Genomic DNA, 17,508 nt, shown 5'->3' with positions numbered 1-17,508 from the left:
GTCAGGCCTCTTGAGCTATATGGGCTTCTACCAGGGTTATCATTCCCTCCAACTGCCTGGTTAGGCTTTCGATTTGCGCTTCTTCGGGATTTACAGCATGATCTCGGATATTAATTTCGATTTTCCTGAAATTTGCAGAAAGCTCATTTCCACCTAACTGAGCCGTACGTCCCGCAAGGCGATGGGCAAGTTCCATCAAGGTCGTAAATTGATTATGACGGAAAGCGTCCTTAAACAACTCCAGATCCCGAACCGAGTCGGTGACGAACTGCTGTAATATATCTTTTAATAAGGCTTCATCGCCGAATGCCATACTCATAAGATTTTGCAAATCGAGCGTTGATGCCTGAGTACTAATAATTTCTGATTGAGCATCATCTGAATCAGCATTGGTTTCTAACAGAGCCATTAGTTCATTAGAATGAAAGGGTTTCATCAGAATTCCGTCGAAACCTAGTCTTAATAGTTTTTCTTGCTCTTCGGGTAAAGCTTGTGCTGTCAGTACAAAAAACTTTACTTCCGGAGCGGCCTTTTTACGGAGGCTTTGGCATAATTCTGCACCATTCATACCACTCATTCGCATATCGGTAAGCACGAAGCGTACCTGTTCGTCCCACGGATGATTCAAAGCTTCTTCTGCTGAAGAAAAACAAGCATGCCTGATCTCATATTGTGCAAGAACTGAAGAGCACCATTTTAGAATAAATGCATCGTCATCTACAAGCCAAACCTTGCCAGCTACCTGATATTGCACAGTGGCATCTTCCTTATTTACAATAACAGGTTTTCCTTTTTTCATTGGCATCGTTACTACAAAAACAGTGCCCTTCTCTGGTTGACTGCGCACGGCAATCTTGCCCTGCATGCCTTCTACCAGGGATTTAACAATACTAAGACCTAAACCGGTGCCACCATATCGCCTGGAAATGGAGGCGTCAGCCTGTTCAAACTGATTGAAAACTCGCTGTATCTGTTCTTTTGTAAGTCCTATTCCCGTGTCACTGACTTCAAAACTTACCTTGTAAGACTTACCGGTATCTACTCCAGAAACCTTGAGTACTACTTCACCCTGAGCAGTAAACTTAATGGCATTGGTGAGCAGGTTGTACAGAACCTGTCGTAGGCGAAAAGGGTCACTCTCAAGATATAAGTCAGGGGGAAGTTGATTGACCAAACGAAGATCCAGAGACTTGGCCACGGCGGTAGGACGAAGCATATGCGTAACTTCCTGGAGAACCTGGTGAATTGAAAATGTTCGCTTTTCGAAACTGAATTGATTGGAAATTATCCTGCTGTAATCCAAGATATCATTCACCAGGTGAAGCAAATGTTCAGAAGCGGCATGGAGGGTGTCCAGATCTTGCTTCTGAGGTTTATCTGCATTTTTAAGCACTTCTGTATAGCCAATAATCGACTGTAATGGCGTGCGAATTTCATGACTCATATTCGATAAAAAGCGCTGTTTAGCCATACTGTGATATTCGGCCTCTTCTTTGGCTTCCTCCAGTTGACGTCGGTAGTCGTTACTTTGCGTAATATCCGTAAAAATGAAATAGGCCAGTAGTATGGTTAGCAGGAAGAAGCCTAGCATCACCCATTCAATCCGGTTGATACTGGCGGTGACCAGTTTCTGGGCCTGATCGTGATCGGAGATAGACTGGTGTATCGCATCCTGCTCGATGTTATGCATGACGGTGAGGAGCTGGCTGACCAAAGTATTGCCTGTGGCGGCCAGTTGCTGTTCCCGGTCCACAAATTGGTTGGTACGACGTTTCTGCGATTTTTCTATAGCATGAACCGCTTTTCCTACTTGATCGATGGTATTATCGCGCTGTGCAATTTTAAGGGTGTCTACCGTAACATTGACTTCTTGTTTCCGAACGGTTTTGGCCTTTTCGGGTTCAGGCTCTTTTTTTGTCTGCTTCTTTGAGCGAAACAATCTTGTTAAGAATCCTCTTTTATCATCTTCACCGGTCTGCTCAGGTTCATCTGGAGTATAAACGGTGGTAGTAGTGACTTTCTTTTCAGTTTTAACCACTGTGCTGTCTTTCTTAACCTTGTTGGTGGTGATCATGCCCGATATGGATCTTACCTCCTTAGTAAGGGCCTTATTACTTACCAATTGTTTCCGGACAGCCATATAATTCTGATAAATCTGTTCTCGTTCCAGGAGAATTTTTTTCATGGAATCGATCCTGACAATTTGCTTGGGATCGTCAAGATTAAGTTCACTCAAGGTGTCGAGCCGGGCCAAAAGCTTGGCAGAGTGTTCTAAGAATTCGGCTTGGCTTGCTCCGTTATTTACCGGAAGGGCATTTTGTAGGTGCTCCAGAAGAACGATCTCCTTAAATACCTGATTGATATGATGCATTTTAGCATTCGGAGTGGTAAGCTGTTCTAGCTTCACCAGCATATTTTCAAAGGCCACTTTGCTGATCACCCATGAGGCGCCAAGGGCCAAAGAAGCCAGTAAAAACCCTAAGATAACCTTCCCCTTTACTGAACGTAATATGGATTTGTCCCGAATAGAAGACATATGATTTATATAGTTTTAGCGCGACATAAAGCAAGTTACATAAAAACGTTAAATTAAGTAGTTTCGTTGCAGGGTAGGGCTTGTTAAGACCTTCGGCAGGTAAGCAGCAGCACTCCGCAACTCGAAAACTATGGTTTATAATATTAAAGGGCACACATATCAAAGCTCCTATGAAAAGCTGACCCCTATAGAATATCAGGAACGTATCTATTATGAATTGGTAGCGATCGCACCCCTATAATTTTATTAAATAAAAATTAAGAGCTTGGGGATAGTGTTAAGTTGCAAAACACCTATACCATTCGTATATGAAGGCTAGTAGCTCCAGCAGTCATAGAAGAGCTTGTAGAACGATGGTATTAAGATATACCCACTGTGCGATGGATGTTCAGGGTTCTGACGGATAGGGATTTAACAGGCACTTCCGTGATGTAAAAGCTTTAGGAAAATTTCGGATAGGGATTCTAAAATCGGGTAATTAGCGCTAATGATGATAACCTTTAAAGCTACCAATATAGCAAATAACTTAATGATACGGTGGGTTAATAAATATTGAGGATGGAGGTGAGTCCATCACTTTATTTGCGGAAGAGTGGTAAATATTTTTCCCTATGAATATAGGCTAAAAATAAAGAAGCCGTCAGAGCGAAAAGGGCTACCGGAAGTCCTTCTGGTGCTAAAGATAGGTGAACACCCATAATATTGATAATTATAGGAAACAGAACGATCAGTGCCAATGGGACATAGCGTCCTGCCAGAAGGGCAAGCCCGCATAAGAGTTCCGTACCTTTCACCAAGGGTAAAAGATATCCTGCCGCCGCCAACCCTTCATTAAAAGTCTTTAAATCTCCTTCTAAAGCCGGGGTAGGAATAAGTTCAAAAAAATAGGCGATCGCACTAAAGACGAATAGTGTTCCGAGTAAAATACGAATAATAAGGACGAAAATTTTCATTAGCTATTCATTGGAAATTACCTGTGTACTAACCGACCATAAGTTACCCCAGGGGTCATAAAAGGTGCCCCGTCGATCAGGGTCTCCCTCTTTCAACTGCGGTGACTGGAAAGGTTTACAACCGAGTTCAATGGCACGCCGATAGGAGGCTTCCGAATCGGGTACATAGACATGTAACATGGACTTCTGGGCGGCATATTGCTCACTGCTATCGGTCATCATGACGACTGAGTCGTCAATCATCACTTCTAAATGGGCTATTTTTCCATTGGGGTGGTCGTAGCGACGCAGCATTTTTGCATCAAAAATGCTTACGAGCAGGTTTGCCAATGCTTCCGCCCCATCTACAATCAGATACGGGGATAGCGAGTTATATTGTTCTGGCTTAAAATGCACCATTTTCAATTGCTATTGGTTATCCAAAAATAGCTAAAGATTTCAGCTTAGCAGGAGGGCTTTTATGACAGGATAGGGGTGGATTATGACAAAATTTTGGACGGCGGGGGGGGGCTGGGTATGAATCAGCTAGGTCATAAAAAAACCGGCTATCATGTGACAGCCGGTTTAAAATACCAATTCTTAATTAAATTATTTAGCGAGGGTATTGATCCAAGCCGCTATTTTGGCTGCTTCCGCCTTTGGAACATGAGGCATAGGCGCCATAGGGGTGGCATAATCAGGCCAGTTTTCTGGCTTTGGACTGTAGATCAGGTCTACGATTTGTTGATTAGTATACTTGCGCTTAGCAATATCCTGATAGGAAGGACCTACCACTTTTTTGTCTACAGTATGACATGCCAGACAGGTATTCTTCTGCAAAAGGGGCTTTACATCTTCCCAGGTAGGGGCTGCTGCTGCGGCGGTAGAACCTTCTTTTCCTTTGCCATCAGGCGAAACATGCGTTTTGGCAGGAGTAGCAGGGGCCGATTTAGTAGTGGCCGAACGTGTGGTTTTCATTTCAGAGGCCTTCAATTTTTCTCCATCAGGAAAATTATTCAGGGTGTAATAGGCATCAGGATGCACGAGTGACCAATAGTTGTTAGCTGCACGTACTCCGTCAAGAGAAATTTTATGTACGTAATATTGACGCATACCGTCCACCACAATCCGGACGGTCTTGCCGTCCTCAGAAACTTTCACCCCTTTAATATTGAGCTCTTCCGTGTTTACCATCGGGCTACCATACACAGGGAAATGCTTGTAAAGGTAGCTGCTTACCGCATACGAACTAAGATCTTCTGCTGATTTGCGATCTACAGGCATGGTAAAGGTAATTTCAAAACCATCAGGTTTTGCCTTTACTGTATACATTTCGAAAGGCATTTTGCCATTCCATACCAGTCGTTGTAATCCCTGATTGGCATCTCCGGCGGAGCCCCATCCACGATTAGTTTCTCCAACGAACATAGAACCATCCTTGTCGAATGCCATACGGAGAACTCCCGATTGGAAACCACTGCGGAAACCAATTGACGCACCCTGATATTCTCCTTTAACTTCTTCCAATACGACACGCATAATATTACTTTGTCCTTGGTCTCCTACGAAAATTTGACCGGCAAACGGCCCAAAGGCACCCTCCGTATCATCCAATATTAACTCTGCCGTGGAAACTCCATGTACCCCATAAGGAAGCCAAACGGCAGGGAGACGGACCATATCATATTTTTCCTTTAATTGGTAAAGAAACTCAGGCTTTTCGTCAATAATATTTTCCGGTTTAATGGCCCGGTTGTTGGCGTCTCTATTTTGACGGTTGTCTCTTTCAGCAAAAAATTGTTTTTCCGTTAACTTTACCGGAGAGTTAGGCAGTTCAGCCCAACGTAAACCTGCAGGGTGTCCCATAAAATCGCCTTTCTTTACTCGGAAGATACCACCAGTCCCCATCCAGTCGCCCTGATTGTCGGTGTACCAAAGCTCATTATTAATCATACTGATTCCAGCAGGAGAGCGAACTCCGGTAGCCCAAGGCTCGAATTTTCCATCGTTGGTAATATGAAAAATCCATCCACGACCTGGTACACGGCTCTCACCTCTCCACCATTCTTCATCACCAAAAGCTACGTTTCCGCTTACAAAGAAACTGCCGTCTTCGGCCAGTTTAGGGCCAAATGAATACTCGTGATAGTGACCAGATAGGGGCCATGCATATACGGTCTCATACACATCCGCTGTACCATCTCCATTTTTATCAACCAATTTAGTTAACTCTCCACGTTGGGCACAGTATAAAGCACCTTCTTTATAGGCCAGACCTAATACTTCGTGTAAGCCAGAGGCAAATTTTTTGAAATGCGGACGACTGCTGGTCGGGTTATCTACGATCCATACCTCGCCACGGCGGGTAGATATGGCTAAGGATCCATTGGGTAGGGTAATGAGGCCTCCTACTTCCAAGATAATACCTTCGGGTATGGGCGGTGTGACGATCTTGTAGAAATCCTCTTCTTTTGGTGACTCCTGAGCCTTTAACATGGGCATAACTGCCATGATAAGGAGTATTATTTGCGTTATTTTTTTCATCTTATTTATTATTTTCGAAATTATATCAGAATAGGATGGCATATTTGGTTTCTGTATTTTTTACAGGAATTAAGAGCTCTTGGCCTCCATTGCTCGTTCTGATTTCGGCTTTAAGACGTTTATCGGCAAGCTGAATGTAATATTGCTTGTCATTTACGGAATAAAGATTGTCAGAGATCTGCTCTATTTTATTGGCTTGTGCAAGTCTCGCCATTAAGTCGGAGGGAACACTGGCCAAAGAGATGGTTCTTTCGAAAGATTTTCCATCCACAGCACTCAGCTTATCGGTAACCGTGGTCCCAAACGCTTCGTAGCGAAAAGCAGGCATTCCATGCTCGTCCAGTATATATCCTTTGGGGCGGTAACCACTACCCGTGGTATCACTTGTCCAAGCAGCGCCCTTAGCAATTTTGCCCAATAGCATATGGTCTCCCAAACGGGTTACACTTCCCAGCGGGCGAGACGATCCATCGCCACGGTCGTGCCACATGGGAGTAGCATCTAAAAAGTCTCCACGCCATACCTGAAAAACGGCTCCTTTGTCAAGGTCGTAGGTATAATGAATATTGGAAGGTGTCCCAACTGATACGGCGTGAACAACCCGGTGATTTTTTTCTTTCGGAGACATTTTGAAGTCCATAAAGCTACGTGTTACCGTAGGTGTAGGGGCCTGAATCAGAATCGGGTCAGTAGACCGATTGCTTAATGTGGAACTCTTGGTATTGTAACCTACCTCACGGAAGCCAGGTCCGGCTACCCAAAGTCCTAAGGTAGGACGTAACCATCCATCTCTTTTATTATTCAGAATTTCGATACTATGTTTGCCGGCGGTTAGATCTACAGTGGCGTTACGATACTCATTGCTGTTTTTCCATTGGGTAGGAAGAACTTCCTTACCATCAATTTTCAAGTATGAGTTGCCAGCAGCTTGCAAACGAAAGTCATATTTCCCTGCAGTTTCTGCTTCAAACTGGCCGGTGTATACGAGCGAATAATTATTTTTTTCTTTCAAAACCTCCCAGCTAATAGCAGGGCTACTTCCAGACTCAGCGGGTTTTAGTTTGCTAAGGTCTTCCTTATCAGACAGGGATCCATAATAGGTTTTATATTTAATATCACTTAGGGTACCTGCTTTTTTGTCAAAATTTTTGATGACAATATTACGGATGGCCAAAGATCCATGATCCCCTTGTATACGTAAAGGACCCATGGCTACATCTTTTTCTGACATAGCACCCCGGGTAGGACCACTTACCTCCACATTTTCATGTAGCAATACGCCATTAACTTCTACCTTCAGGAATACTGCATTGGCTATTTTCTTCCCTTGAGCATCGAAACGAGGTGCCTGATAGGATATCTTTATATTTTGCCATAAGCCCGGTGCCTTGGCAACATTGAATCGAGGCCCATAACCTTCGTAGCCTTTTTCCCCCTCTGGCTTGGCATCATTCCATCGGTGGTAGATTCCACCTAAATCTCCATAATTAACAGATTTTTTTCCCCAGCTGTCCAGCAATTGTACCTCATAATTGCCTTGGAGATATATGCCAGAGTTGGACCCCTTGGCCATCATAAAGTCCATTTCTAAATCTAAATCTCCGTGCTGGAAATTTGTGAGCAGTTCATATTGGCTGCCATACTTTCCATGCTCATGAAGGTTGACTAATATTCCAGTACCGGGTTTGGTCGTCATGGCATTGTCTTTGTCAAGACCGGCAGAGGCATCGCCTACAATTTTCCAGTTGGACGGAGGCGATTTGAAGGCCTTCAGATTGTCGAGCTCAATTGCTTGTGCCATGGCAAAACGCCCTGGAAAACAAGAAGCCAAACCGATCAGAACGGCATAAAGGGTTTTTCTTTTTGAGTTGTACATATTTTGGTTAAGAAATGGTTATTTGATGTTAAGTAATGATTATTGCGTTAAAATGGTACTGTCCTTAGGTATCAGGGTGTTACGAATGGAGGATTCTCGAACGATGAGCTGGGCGGGGATAACGACCTGATGAACATCCTGTGCCCGGAATTTACCGTTGAGTGTATCTAACATTAATTTTAGGATATTGTCTGATATCTGCTGTATAGGTTGAGCTACTGCCGTAATGGACGGATTATAGAGTTTGAAAAGACTGGTGTCATCGTAGGACAGCACACCTATATCCTGGGGAATCCGTAGATTTAGACTTCTGATTACTTCAAGACCCCAGTTGCAAATGTAGTTGGTTGCAAAGAAGGCAGCGTCCAAGGTCGGATGCGCGAGCATAAAGGATTTGAGCTGGGCAACATTCTCGGACTGGGGGGCATAATAATCTAGTTTCTTAATCAGTATGGGCTTCCCCGACCGATTCATGGCCGCCTCATAACCGCGCTGTCTATCCCTCATTTGTGTTTGAGTAGACTCTATGGCCAGGTAAGCGATCTGTTCAAACCCCTGATCTATCAAATGTTGAGTCGCATGAAAGGAGCTTTCATAATTATCTACCATCACTGAGCTACATTGAATATCAGGTAAATTTCTATCGGCTAATATGACTGGAATATTATCGTCTAACAGATTGGTTATTTGTTTTTCTATACCTTCCGGAGGGGTAATGATGTAGCCATCAATCAGGCGGTCACGAAATAACTTAATTAGCTCTCGGGTCTTGTTCTTATCGTTATCCGTGCTACAGAAAATAACTCTGTAACCATTTATATGGGCTTTTTCTTCTATCTGACGGGCCACCTGAGAGAAGAAAAAATTATTTGAGATATCTTCTACCATTAAGCAGATGAGCTTGGATTTGCCCGTTCGAAGCGCTTGAGCCATTACATTGGGGGTATAATTTACCTTCTCCACGAAGTCTAATACCCGCTTGGTCAATGCCTCACTAATCCTCTTTTCCTTGGCTTTCCCATTCAGAATAAAAGAAACAGTAGTAATGGAGACCCCTAACTCCTTTCCTATATCCCGTATTGAAAGTTTTTTCATATTTTCTTTCCTAAAGTCCGTTAATTTGCTGGTCTTCTTATGCCGATTCTTTATGGTTAACCAGTTTTTCAGCTGATTTACAATATTCGCCGAATGTTGATAACTATTTGATAATTAGTGCTATTTTCGCATACCTATCCATGTGAAATATCTGTGGTGCGACCGCGGTTTCGAATTTTTATATTACTTTTTGGGACAAATTAACAATAAAACGATTTAGCATTGAAAACTTTTTTAAATTATTTTAACTTTGCTAGTCAATTTTAAAAGAGAATAGTCTTATTTTCACCGCCAGACCTAAGCGCCAGGGCGCTGAATACAAGCGGGCAGGTCTATTCTGAAAAGAGTAAAATAGGATTGGCTCCAACTTTTTATTCACAAAAAAACTAGTTAAGTACCTTATGAAATGTTTTTCTTTAGTAATGATGGGTTTGTTGTCGGCCGTTACGGCGCAGGCACAGTTGCAACCCGGCAAACAGACTCCTGAATCCAGCGAACTCTGGTCGCCTGAGCCCCGGCTGGTAACCGCCGGCAAGGCTGACTCGCAGGTATCGGGATTCACGGCACCCTCCGATGCCATTGTGCTTTTTGACGGGCGTAATTTAGATCAATGGGTCTCGGCCAAAGATGGTAGCTCCAAAGCGCCCTGGACCAATAGCGATGGGATTATGACCGTTGTCCCTAAGTCCGGAGATATTCAGACCAAGGAACTCTTTGGGGATTATCAGATGCATATCGAGTGGCGGACTCCCGCCAAGGTGGATGGTAATGGGCAAGGCCGAGGGAACAGTGGTATTTTTATGCAAGGGATTTATGAGCTACAGGTATTGGATAGCTATAATAACCGCACCTATTCCAATGGACAAGCTGGTTCGATTTACAAGCAAACTATGCCATTGGTGAATGCCAGCAAGGGACCCGGCGAGTGGCAGACTTACGATATAATTTACACGGCCCCGCATTTTAATAAGGATGGGATGATGACCATACCTCCTTATATTACTGTGATTCATAATGGCGTTCTGGTGCAGAATCATACCATGATTCAGGGTACTACTCCTTATGTGGGTCAGCCTAATATTACCCCTCATGGTCGCGGCCCTATCAAGCTTCAGGATCATAATAACACGACAAGTTTCCGCAATATCTGGATCCGTGAGTTATAGATTTTTGAAATAATAAGTAAAAAAGCATGGTCCATCGAATCGATTGGCCATGCTTTTTTGTTGCACTGGTATATCAAATTCAGGAAAATGGCCGACTGAGCCGGACAAAGCTGGCATGAATATAGAAGCGCTCCTTATTATTTGGCCTTAACGATCTTTTTTGGCATGCAAGAGATAGAACCTTATTATAACTGGGAAAAGCATTATGTAGCGAGTCGTGATAAGCGCTCCCCTTTTTATAAGCGAACATACAATTTAAACTATTATGAAAATGATATTTACGGCTATTATGTCCACCCTCTCTGGGACTATATAGGTACGGAGACGCTTTATGTAAAGATCCTTTTTGCAGATTATAATAAGCATTTTGCGATCATTGAAATGTTTGGAGAATGGAACGACAGCATTCATAATGATATCATGTTTTTTAAGCGGCAGGTAATCGATCCGTTATTGACGGAGGGAATCAATCAGTTTATCCTGTTGGGCGAAAATGTTCTGGATTTTCATGGCGATAATGATTCCGACGACTATTATGCGGAGTGGTTTGAGGAAGTAGAAGATGGTTGGATTACAGGAATGAACTTTCGGGATCATGTTCGTCAGGAGTGGAGCAGATATCGGCTAGACTACTATATTAACTTCGGGGGTACACTTGAATTTGACGCCTGGAGGACCTTACAGCCCGAACAGTTTTATGAGCTGGTTAAAAAATTGATCATAAGAAGATTAGCCTGAAATAATTCGTAGCAACATTGTTTGGCAAAGCCATAACTCCTTTGTAGATTTCGGGATATACGTCTATCACAAACCATAACCAGTGCTGCTATGTCCGATACGAAACCTACTCCTGACTCTAACGACAAAGTGGAGTCACCCGACACCAAACCCGATGTAACCGAAGTGGCTGCTAAGGCTGCTAGTGAGATGGCTGAAAAGGCCCAGGATGTTAAGGCAACTATTGAGGCCAGGGCAGAGGCAGAAATAGAGAATCTGGCTTCGAAGGCGAAGGAAACGGCCGCCGACCTGGAAAAGAAGGTAAAGCTGAAAGCTGAACAGGGGGCTAATTTGAAGGAGACTGTTGCAGATGATATCTCTCAAACCCAGCAGCGGGTACATGATAAGCTGAGTGAGACCAGCGATAAAATGGCTGGCCGGTTCGATGAAATAAAATCAAGTATGGCCGATAAGGCTGCTATTCTTCAGAACGAGGTAGAGCTAAATATTGCTTCGGGTAAGGTGAAGGCCGAAGAAATTGCCAGCGAGATGTCCGAGAAAGCTGAAGAAATAAAGGCCGAAGCCGCTCAAAGGCTGGAAGCGGCCAAGGAAAAAGCGCAGGAGTTTTCCTCCGATTTTTTGGAAGAAGTAGATCAGATCAGAAATGATACCGCTACCAGACTAGAGGAATTGAAGTCGGATGCTTCTGAAGCTTTGGATCAGGCCAAGGAGCTGGCTTCAGAAAAATTAGCGGAAACGAAGACCAAGGCACAAGAATTGCAGGCCAAGGCGGGTGAGGAGCTCGAAGATCTGAAAGGAGAAGTTGCTGAGGTTTTGGCTGAGACCAAAACGAAAGCGAAAGGTTTCTGGGCCAGGATTTTTGGGAAATAACCTAATGATGAATCCCGAATAGGCCTGTCATATACCGATGGCAGGCCTATTTGGTTTCTGTGCTCAGATAGATAGCCGATTGTGGTCTGTTACTGGATGCTCTACTTCTGCAGACAGGGCCTTTCACCCTTCACGAGCCAGGTTTCCTGTCCTCCTTTTTACATTAAACTTTCATGAATATGCGAACCCAATTTGAATTCCCTTTTCATTTTCCTTTGGATATTGAGAAAAAATATAAAAAGGCCGTGGCATATTTCTCTATGGAATTTGCTATTGATCAAGCGCTGAAAATCTATTCGGGAGGTCTTGGATTCTTGGCAGGCTCTCATATGCGCAGTGCTAAGTCTTTAAATCAACATTTGGTTGGTATAGGCATGTTATGGAAATATGGGTACTATGACCAGGGGCGAAACCAGGATAATAGCATGGTACCCATTCGTCATGAGAAAATTTACCATTTTCTGCAGCGGACAGGCGTCCGATTTCAGGTAACAATTGAGGATAGAGGGGTATGGGTAGAGGCCTATTATCTGGCCCCCGATGTTTTTGGAAGCGCACCAGTATTTTTGCTAACTACTGATGTAGAGGGGAATCAGGAGGCTGATCGTGCTATAACTTATCAGCTATACGATTATGATACAAAAAAGAAAGTTGAGCAATGTATGATATTGGGTATAGGAGGGGCCATACTTCTGGAAAAGTTGAAATGGAAACCGCAGGTATATCATTTTAATGAAGCACATGCTATTTCAGCTGCCTTCTACCTGTATGGTCAGGCTAGCACCTTTACAGCTTTAAAGCAACAGATAGTATTTACTACCCACACTCCCGAAGAAGCTGGAAATGAAAAGCATGATATAAACTTCCTGAATCACCTGGGCTTTTTTAGCGGTTTGCCTCTGGAGGAGGTGCGTAATTTAAGTGGCAATTCGGGAGAGCTTTTCAACCATACACTGGCCGCTCTCCATCTGAGCAGGAAAGCGAATGCCGTGTCGAAATTACATGGAGAAGTGGCGAGGGAAATGTGGAAGGGTCATCCAGGCTCCTGTGAAATCATTCATATCACAAATGCTCAAAAAAAATCGTTCTGGGTAGATGAGGCCCTAGAATTAGCAAGGGTGAGTAGAAATATACAAGGTTTAAGAGCGAGAAAGCGGGCCTTGAAAGTAGCTTTGTTTGAAATGGTGGCCGACCAGTGTGGGAAACTTCTGGACCCCGACGTGCTGACCATCGTTTGGGCACGGAGATTTGCCACCTACAAACGCCCCGATATGCTCATTTGGGAGCTTGAAAGATTTCGGAAATTGATGGAAGACCAGGAACGGCCTGTACAAGTTATCTGGGCCGGCAAGCCTTATCCCCAAGATGAAGGGGCTATCAAGATTTTCAACGATCTGTTCTACCTTAGCCATCACTTTTCCAATATGGCCGTTCTGACGGGTTATGAGCTTTCTTTGTCCAAAAGCTTGAAACAAGGGGCAGATATCTGGCTCAATACTCCCGTAGTTACCCGGGAAGCTTCTGGAACGAGTGGAATGACAGCGGCTATGAACGCTACACTCAACCTATCGACTAACGACGGATGGGTGCGCGAATTTGCCCAAGATCAGGTAAATTCTTTTCTCCTTCCTATCGCTACTACGGAGGATATTAATAAGACAGATGCCGACAACCTGTATCGCAGCTTGCTTCATCAGGTACTGCCGACCTATTACGAGCATCCGGAGCTTTGGATGAAGATGGTCTTACGGAGTATGGATGACGTGGCCACTGCCTTCGACTCTGACCGAATGGCAGCAGAATATTATCAACGTTTATATTAATCATTCATGGGCATTTGTGATGCCATGATGGCTATTCCCTCCAGAAATGTATGGGGTTGGTAGCCTAGTTGCTGACAGGCCTTATCGAGTATAAATCCGGTACGAGGTGGACGGCGGGCAGGTTGCACAAACTGAGAGGCATCGGTTGCCGCGATCTGATGTTTATTAAGGTCGAAATACTCGGCTGTCCTAATAGCCATGTCGTAGGGAGTAAGCATTTCGGCACCAGAAATATGAAATATTCCCGGAGCCTCTTGCTGAGCTATCAGATAGCACCCCATAGCCAGGTCTTCTGCGAGGGTGGGGGTGCGCCATTGGTCGGTCACGACCTGTATGTTCTTCCCTTCTTCAAGAGATTTTTTTACCCAGAGGATAATGTTGCTCCTACTCATATCCTGTGCTATACCATAAACCAGCACGGTACGTGTAATGGCCCATCTCAGGGAGGCATGCTTCACTAATTTTTCTGCAGCGTATTTACTCCATCCATAAAAACTAATGGGGTTGGGTTCGTCTTGTTCAGTATAGGGGCCCTGCTTCCCGTCAAATACGAAGTCCGTAGAAACGTACTGTAGGAAGATATCCAGGCGCGAACAAATTTCTACCAGATACTCCACCGCCGTTACATTTATTTTCCAACACATCTCCTTTTCAAGCTCACAGGTATCTACATTAGTCATTGCCGCGGTATGAATAATAACCTGAGGCTTAGTCAGGGTAATTACTTTTTCCAGACTATCTGGATTAGTGACATCCATTTCGTGGTATATATAACCTTCCTGAAAGGGTAGTCTGTTGCGGCCGGAGGAAGTCGCAATTACCGTTACCTCCTGCCGGGTAAGCAGTAGAGCTACTAACTTTTGGCCCAACAGGCCGTTGCTCCCCGTGATCAGTATTCGCTTTTTATTGGTAGTCAAAATCAAAATTCATTTTAAGCTTCAGATATGCTCAAAAGATAGTTAAAAAATGGGAATCAATAAAAAAGCCATCCCCCTTTTGGAGGACGGCTGATTTTCTGAACCTTATTATTATTAAATCTTGAATCCGATTGTGGCACGAAGGACATTGCTATTTTTGTCACTATTTTTAACAAACCTGCTGATTCCCCATTCATGGGAAACGTCTAGAGTAATAAAGCCAAATTCCAGACCAATACCCGCATTGGCACCGTAGAAGAACTCGTTTAGGTCGTCTTTCCCGAAGCTGGTATTATTGCTTTTATCTACTGAAAGCAGGTAGTTTCCTACTATACCCCCCTTAACATTAAACTTAAAGAATCCGCTATTGGCTTTGGTAAGGTAAACCCCCACCATCATGGGTACTTTTAAGGTATGAATACGTGGGCCGTCGATGAAAGACTCCTGCTCCAAGCTATCGCGCTGGGTGATTTCCAACGCAGAATTGAAGTAGTGAACGCCGGGCTGAACAAAGAATCGCTTCGCTCTAATGCGGAAATCTAAACCTGCATTCCATCCTGCACGACCATTAACATCCTCGTCACTAAGTGGATCTTCGAAATCTTGAACGTGTAAACCTACCATCGGAATGATCCACATTCCAGAATTTCTTGGTGGTCTTTCACCCAGCCTTTCCTCAAGAGTACGTTTTCCATTTGGGTTTTTACCATTTATATCCGAATAGAAATTTTGGGCCTGCATATCTTGACGCATGCGACTATCCATCATAAAATCCTGTTGACGGTACTTGCGTTCTCTTAACCAAGCCTGATATTCCTCATCTTCCTGAGCTGCGCTGAGGCCTGAATTGCGATCCTGTACCGGCATTTCAGTGGCCACCTGTGGCGAACCTTGCTTCCCATTCTTTTGATAGTCGGGTGGAAGAATAATATTATTGATGATTATGGTGGGCTGTCCTGCTTGCTGAGGGTAGTTCTTGTAGGTCGTCTCCACTACTCGCTCCGTTATGTCGCGTATGGTCTCTTGCTTTTTAACCGTGTCTATGACTACCGTATTTTCAATGACCTTATTTTTTTTTGAATTCGTTTCGCCTTTATTCGATTGCGCTATCGCTCCTGCACCAATTGCAGTAGATAGTAATAGTGTGTATACCAGTTGTTTTTTCATTGTGGTAATTTTTAATATTTGTTGATAATCGTGAGGCAGATTAGCCTTTTTAGCAAGGTGTAAAAAAAGATTTTTATAGTCAAGGCTAAAAAAATCTTGCCAACCCATGCTTTCTTTTGTAATAAAACGTAAGTATCCGCTTATGACGTATATTTTAATACCGTTAAGTTCGTTGGATTATGTCCCGAACTGTTGTAAATTATTGGTATTTAGCTCATTATAAGCTAATTTTTTTAACTGGATCAAAAGAGGGTAAAAAATGTAAAAAACCAGGGAGAAATAATTCTACCTGGTTTCCTCCGATGTAGAAGTGTGGATTTATGGGGTTTTTTCACCATAATGCCACTAAACATCGTAAATAATGTATGCTGATAAAAGTGGTACGGAGCTAACGGCAACGATTAGTCGTCATATTTATAGCCATATTTCCGGCTAATTTTTTTCTTATTCATTTTCTTTGCAGAAATTTTCATGGTGATATCTGTTTCAGGCCTATCCCGAGAATCTCTGGTTTGAGAACTTATTTTATCTATAACCGCAAGGCCGTCTATCACCTGTCCAAAAACGGTGTAAGATCCATCTAAATGGGGCGTTCCCCCGATTTCCTGATATATTTTACGTTGATTGTCGGTAAATTTCCGTGCGGCCCGAGCCTGTTGTTTATCCAGATCTCCTGCACTCCATTTATGGCCTTGTACCAGGTAGAATTGGCATCCACTCGATTCTTTCTTTGGGTTATTATCTCTTGCTGCTGCCAGGGCGCCTTTTTGGTGAAATAGATTGGGCGAGAATTCAGCAGGAATTTTGTATCCATTATCACCACGGCCGAGCAATTTGCCCGCTTCCGCTCCCCTGGAATCTGGGTCACCCCCTTGGATCATAAAGTCGTCGATAACCCGATGAAATAAAAGGCCATCATAAAATTTATCCTCTACTAGCTTAAGGAAATTAGCCCGGTGTTTGGGCGTTTCTTCAAAGAGAATTAAACGCATTGTACCCTGACTGGTTTCCAAAGTGATTAACTCGTCTTTTCTTGATTTTTTCTGTGCATAGCCGTTTACTGAAAGGACTAGTAACACGAGGCAGGGAATGAATATTTTTGTAGGTCGCATTTTTTTAAGTTGGTTGATAAAACCGGCCAGAATTACTTACTTGCCAAAGCCTGTTTCCCATTTGGATGAAAAAGGAATTTAAGACCAAAGTCTTTTCCTTTCGATACATCCTCCATTTGTATTTTCATAGCGGGGGCATTCCAGCTATATACAGGCCCAGTGCTGGTGGTAGGGCCGGCCTTCTCGGTAAAGTATTTTTTTCCTGATTCCAGCAACTGGGTGGCGGCTTGTTGACTATTTAAATAGACATCAATTTCTATTTTATTAACTTTCCCCTCTTTGGTCAGATGATATTGAACGTCAATAGTTTCGAGCTGCTCGGTTTCATGGGTATAACCGAGGTGATCGGGTAGTTCTTCAAAGATATCATAGGCTTCGGTAGCCTTTACCTTGCTTACCGGGTCGCCAAAGGAGATGCCACGAAGTTTCCCTTCTGCTTCATCCGACAAAATCTCCGACAGGAGCACTGACTGATCGCTATTGAGTTCATTTTGTACTGGGTCGGTCAAAGCGATGCTGTCGGCAGTCATTTCTGTTTCTTCACGAGTCTGGGACTGGCAGCCCCAAAGAAGGGACGATAAAAGCAGGATAGCCAGACTCCGGAGAGATGGAATGGATAATGAAGTCATAGTATTGTAGAATATGCGCATATAGTTGATGGTTTGTTCAAATTATCCTTAAAAAAATAGTTCCACTGGATAGATTCTGCTGCAAAATTAACCAAAGCTTTGA

General features: G+C 43.6%; 14 protein-coding genes. 4 read left to right on the top strand and 10 right to left on the bottom strand.

What is annotated here, in order from left to right; genetic code table 11:
* Nucleotide 1 precedes the first annotated feature (1 nt).
* The 6 genes from X939_RS0118350 to X939_RS0118325 all read right to left on the bottom strand — a co-directional run bounded on the left by X939_RS0118350 (nt 2) and on the right by X939_RS0118325 (nt 8,983).
* The gene (locus X939_RS0118350) at nt 2-2,536 is read right to left on the bottom strand and encodes a hybrid sensor histidine kinase/response regulator (protein WP_025764743.1); all 2,535 of its coding nucleotides are present in this window, start codon (nt 2,534-2,536) and stop codon (nt 2-4) included.
* A 578-nt stretch (nt 2,537-3,114) separates the two neighbouring features.
* Complete coding sequence (locus tag X939_RS0118345) at nt 3,115-3,489, bottom strand: DoxX family membrane protein (RefSeq protein ID WP_025764742.1); 375 nt, start codon at nt 3,487-3,489, stop codon at nt 3,115-3,117.
* Nucleotides 3,490-3,492: 3 nt separating this feature from the next.
* A complete protein-coding gene (locus X939_RS0118340) occupies nt 3,493-3,888 on the bottom strand; it encodes a VOC family protein (RefSeq protein ID WP_025764741.1) in 396 nt (131 codons plus the stop codon).
* A 189-nt stretch (nt 3,889-4,077) separates the two neighbouring features.
* Nucleotides 4,078-6,012 carry a c-type cytochrome gene (locus X939_RS0118335; protein WP_025764740.1) on the bottom strand — a complete coding sequence of 645 codons (1,935 nt, stop codon included), beginning with the start codon at nt 6,010-6,012 and terminating at the stop codon, nt 4,078-4,080.
* Between the two features lie 25 nt (nt 6,013-6,037).
* Nucleotides 6,038-7,888 carry a 3-keto-alpha-glucoside-1,2-lyase-like domain-containing protein gene (locus X939_RS0118330; protein ID WP_025764739.1) on the bottom strand — a complete coding sequence of 617 codons (1,851 nt, stop codon included), beginning with the start codon at nt 7,886-7,888 and terminating at the stop codon, nt 6,038-6,040.
* A gap of 39 nt (nt 7,889-7,927) precedes the next feature.
* Nucleotides 7,928-8,983, bottom strand: coding sequence for a LacI family DNA-binding transcriptional regulator (locus X939_RS0118325; RefSeq protein ID WP_025764738.1), 1,056 nt, complete (start codon nt 8,981-8,983; stop codon nt 7,928-7,930).
* Between the two features lie 401 nt (nt 8,984-9,384).
* On the opposite strand from X939_RS0118325, the gene X939_RS0118320 reads away from it, so the two are divergent.
* The 4 genes from X939_RS0118320 to glgP all read left to right on the top strand — a co-directional run bounded on the left by X939_RS0118320 (nt 9,385) and on the right by glgP (nt 13,580).
* Nucleotides 9,385-10,149, top strand: a complete 765-nt coding sequence (locus tag X939_RS0118320; protein ID WP_025764737.1) for a 3-keto-disaccharide hydrolase — start codon at nt 9,385-9,387, stop codon at nt 10,147-10,149.
* A gap of 165 nt (nt 10,150-10,314) precedes the next feature.
* Nucleotides 10,315-10,887, top strand: coding sequence for a hypothetical protein (locus X939_RS0118315; protein WP_025764736.1), 573 nt, complete (start codon nt 10,315-10,317; stop codon nt 10,885-10,887).
* A 90-nt stretch (nt 10,888-10,977) separates the two neighbouring features.
* Complete coding sequence (locus X939_RS0118310; RefSeq protein WP_025764735.1) at nt 10,978-11,757, top strand: coiled-coil domain-containing protein; 780 nt, start codon at nt 10,978-10,980, stop codon at nt 11,755-11,757.
* A gap of 179 nt (nt 11,758-11,936) precedes the next feature.
* On the top strand, nt 11,937-13,580 hold the full coding sequence (gene glgP / locus X939_RS0118305; RefSeq protein ID WP_229236100.1) for an alpha-glucan family phosphorylase: 1,644 nt from the start codon (nt 11,937-11,939) through the stop codon (nt 13,578-13,580).
* Here the strand turns inward: glgP and X939_RS0118300 are convergent.
* The 4 genes from X939_RS0118300 to X939_RS0118285 all read right to left on the bottom strand — a co-directional run bounded on the left by X939_RS0118300 (nt 13,577) and on the right by X939_RS0118285 (nt 17,426).
* Nucleotides 13,577-14,497: an SDR family oxidoreductase gene (locus tag X939_RS0118300; protein WP_025764733.1), complete on the bottom strand. Its 921-nt coding sequence runs from the start codon at nt 14,495-14,497 to the stop codon at nt 13,577-13,579. The genes glgP and X939_RS0118300 overlap by 4 nt on opposite strands.
* Before the next feature lie 114 nt (nt 14,498-14,611).
* Nucleotides 14,612-15,664, bottom strand: coding sequence for a porin family protein (locus X939_RS0118295; protein ID WP_198034451.1), 1,053 nt, complete (start codon nt 15,662-15,664; stop codon nt 14,612-14,614).
* Between the two features lie 401 nt (nt 15,665-16,065).
* Nucleotides 16,066-16,776 carry a peptidylprolyl isomerase gene (locus tag X939_RS0118290; RefSeq protein WP_044199999.1) on the bottom strand — a complete coding sequence of 237 codons (711 nt, stop codon included), beginning with the start codon at nt 16,774-16,776 and terminating at the stop codon, nt 16,066-16,068.
* A 32-nt stretch (nt 16,777-16,808) separates the two neighbouring features.
* Nucleotides 16,809-17,426 (bottom strand): hypothetical protein, encoded by a 618-nt coding sequence (locus tag X939_RS0118285; RefSeq protein ID WP_025764730.1) that lies wholly within the window; start codon nt 17,424-17,426, stop codon nt 16,809-16,811.
* Between the last annotated feature and the right edge of the window lie 82 nt (nt 17,427-17,508).

Origin of the sequence: Dyadobacter tibetensis Y620-1, from assembly GCF_000566685.1 — a bacterium.
Classification (GTDB): domain Bacteria; phylum Bacteroidota; class Bacteroidia; order Cytophagales; family Spirosomataceae; genus Dyadobacter; species Dyadobacter tibetensis.
This window is presented reverse-complemented; position numbering and strand designations above follow the sequence as displayed.

What these genes read in the sequence shown, in the direction of transcription:
- X939_RS0118290 (WP_044199999.1), bottom strand. Translation starts at nt 16,776, where the DNA reads ATGCGACCTACAAAAATATTCATTCCCTGCCTCGTGTTACTAGTCCTT.
- X939_RS0118325 (WP_025764738.1), bottom strand. Translation starts at nt 8,983, where the DNA reads ATGAAAAAACTTTCAATACGGGATATAGGAAAGGAGTTAGGGGTCTCC.
- X939_RS0118320 (WP_025764737.1), top strand. Translation starts at nt 9,385, where the DNA reads ATGAAATGTTTTTCTTTAGTAATGATGGGTTTGTTGTCGGCCGTTACG.
- X939_RS0118295 (WP_198034451.1), bottom strand. Translation starts at nt 15,664, where the DNA reads ATGAAAAAACAACTGGTATACACACTATTACTATCTACTGCAATTGGT.
- X939_RS0118335 (WP_025764740.1), bottom strand. Translation starts at nt 6,012, where the DNA reads ATGAAAAAAATAACGCAAATAATACTCCTTATCATGGCAGTTATGCCC.
- X939_RS0118315 (WP_025764736.1), top strand. Translation starts at nt 10,315, where the DNA reads ATGCAAGAGATAGAACCTTATTATAACTGGGAAAAGCATTATGTAGCG.
- X939_RS0118340 (WP_025764741.1), bottom strand. Translation starts at nt 3,888, where the DNA reads ATGGTGCATTTTAAGCCAGAACAATATAACTCGCTATCCCCGTATCTG.
- X939_RS0118285 (WP_025764730.1), bottom strand. Translation starts at nt 17,426, where the DNA reads ATGCGCATATTCTACAATACTATGACTTCATTATCCATTCCATCTCTC.
- X939_RS0118350 (WP_025764743.1), bottom strand. Translation starts at nt 2,536, where the DNA reads ATGTCTTCTATTCGGGACAAATCCATATTACGTTCAGTAAAGGGGAAG.
- glgP (WP_229236100.1), top strand. Translation starts at nt 11,937, where the DNA reads ATGCGAACCCAATTTGAATTCCCTTTTCATTTTCCTTTGGATATTGAG.
- X939_RS0118330 (WP_025764739.1), bottom strand. Translation starts at nt 7,888, where the DNA reads ATGTACAACTCAAAAAGAAAAACCCTTTATGCCGTTCTGATCGGTTTG.
- X939_RS0118345 (WP_025764742.1), bottom strand. Translation starts at nt 3,489, where the DNA reads ATGAAAATTTTCGTCCTTATTATTCGTATTTTACTCGGAACACTATTC.
- X939_RS0118310 (WP_025764735.1), top strand. Translation starts at nt 10,978, where the DNA reads ATGTCCGATACGAAACCTACTCCTGACTCTAACGACAAAGTGGAGTCA.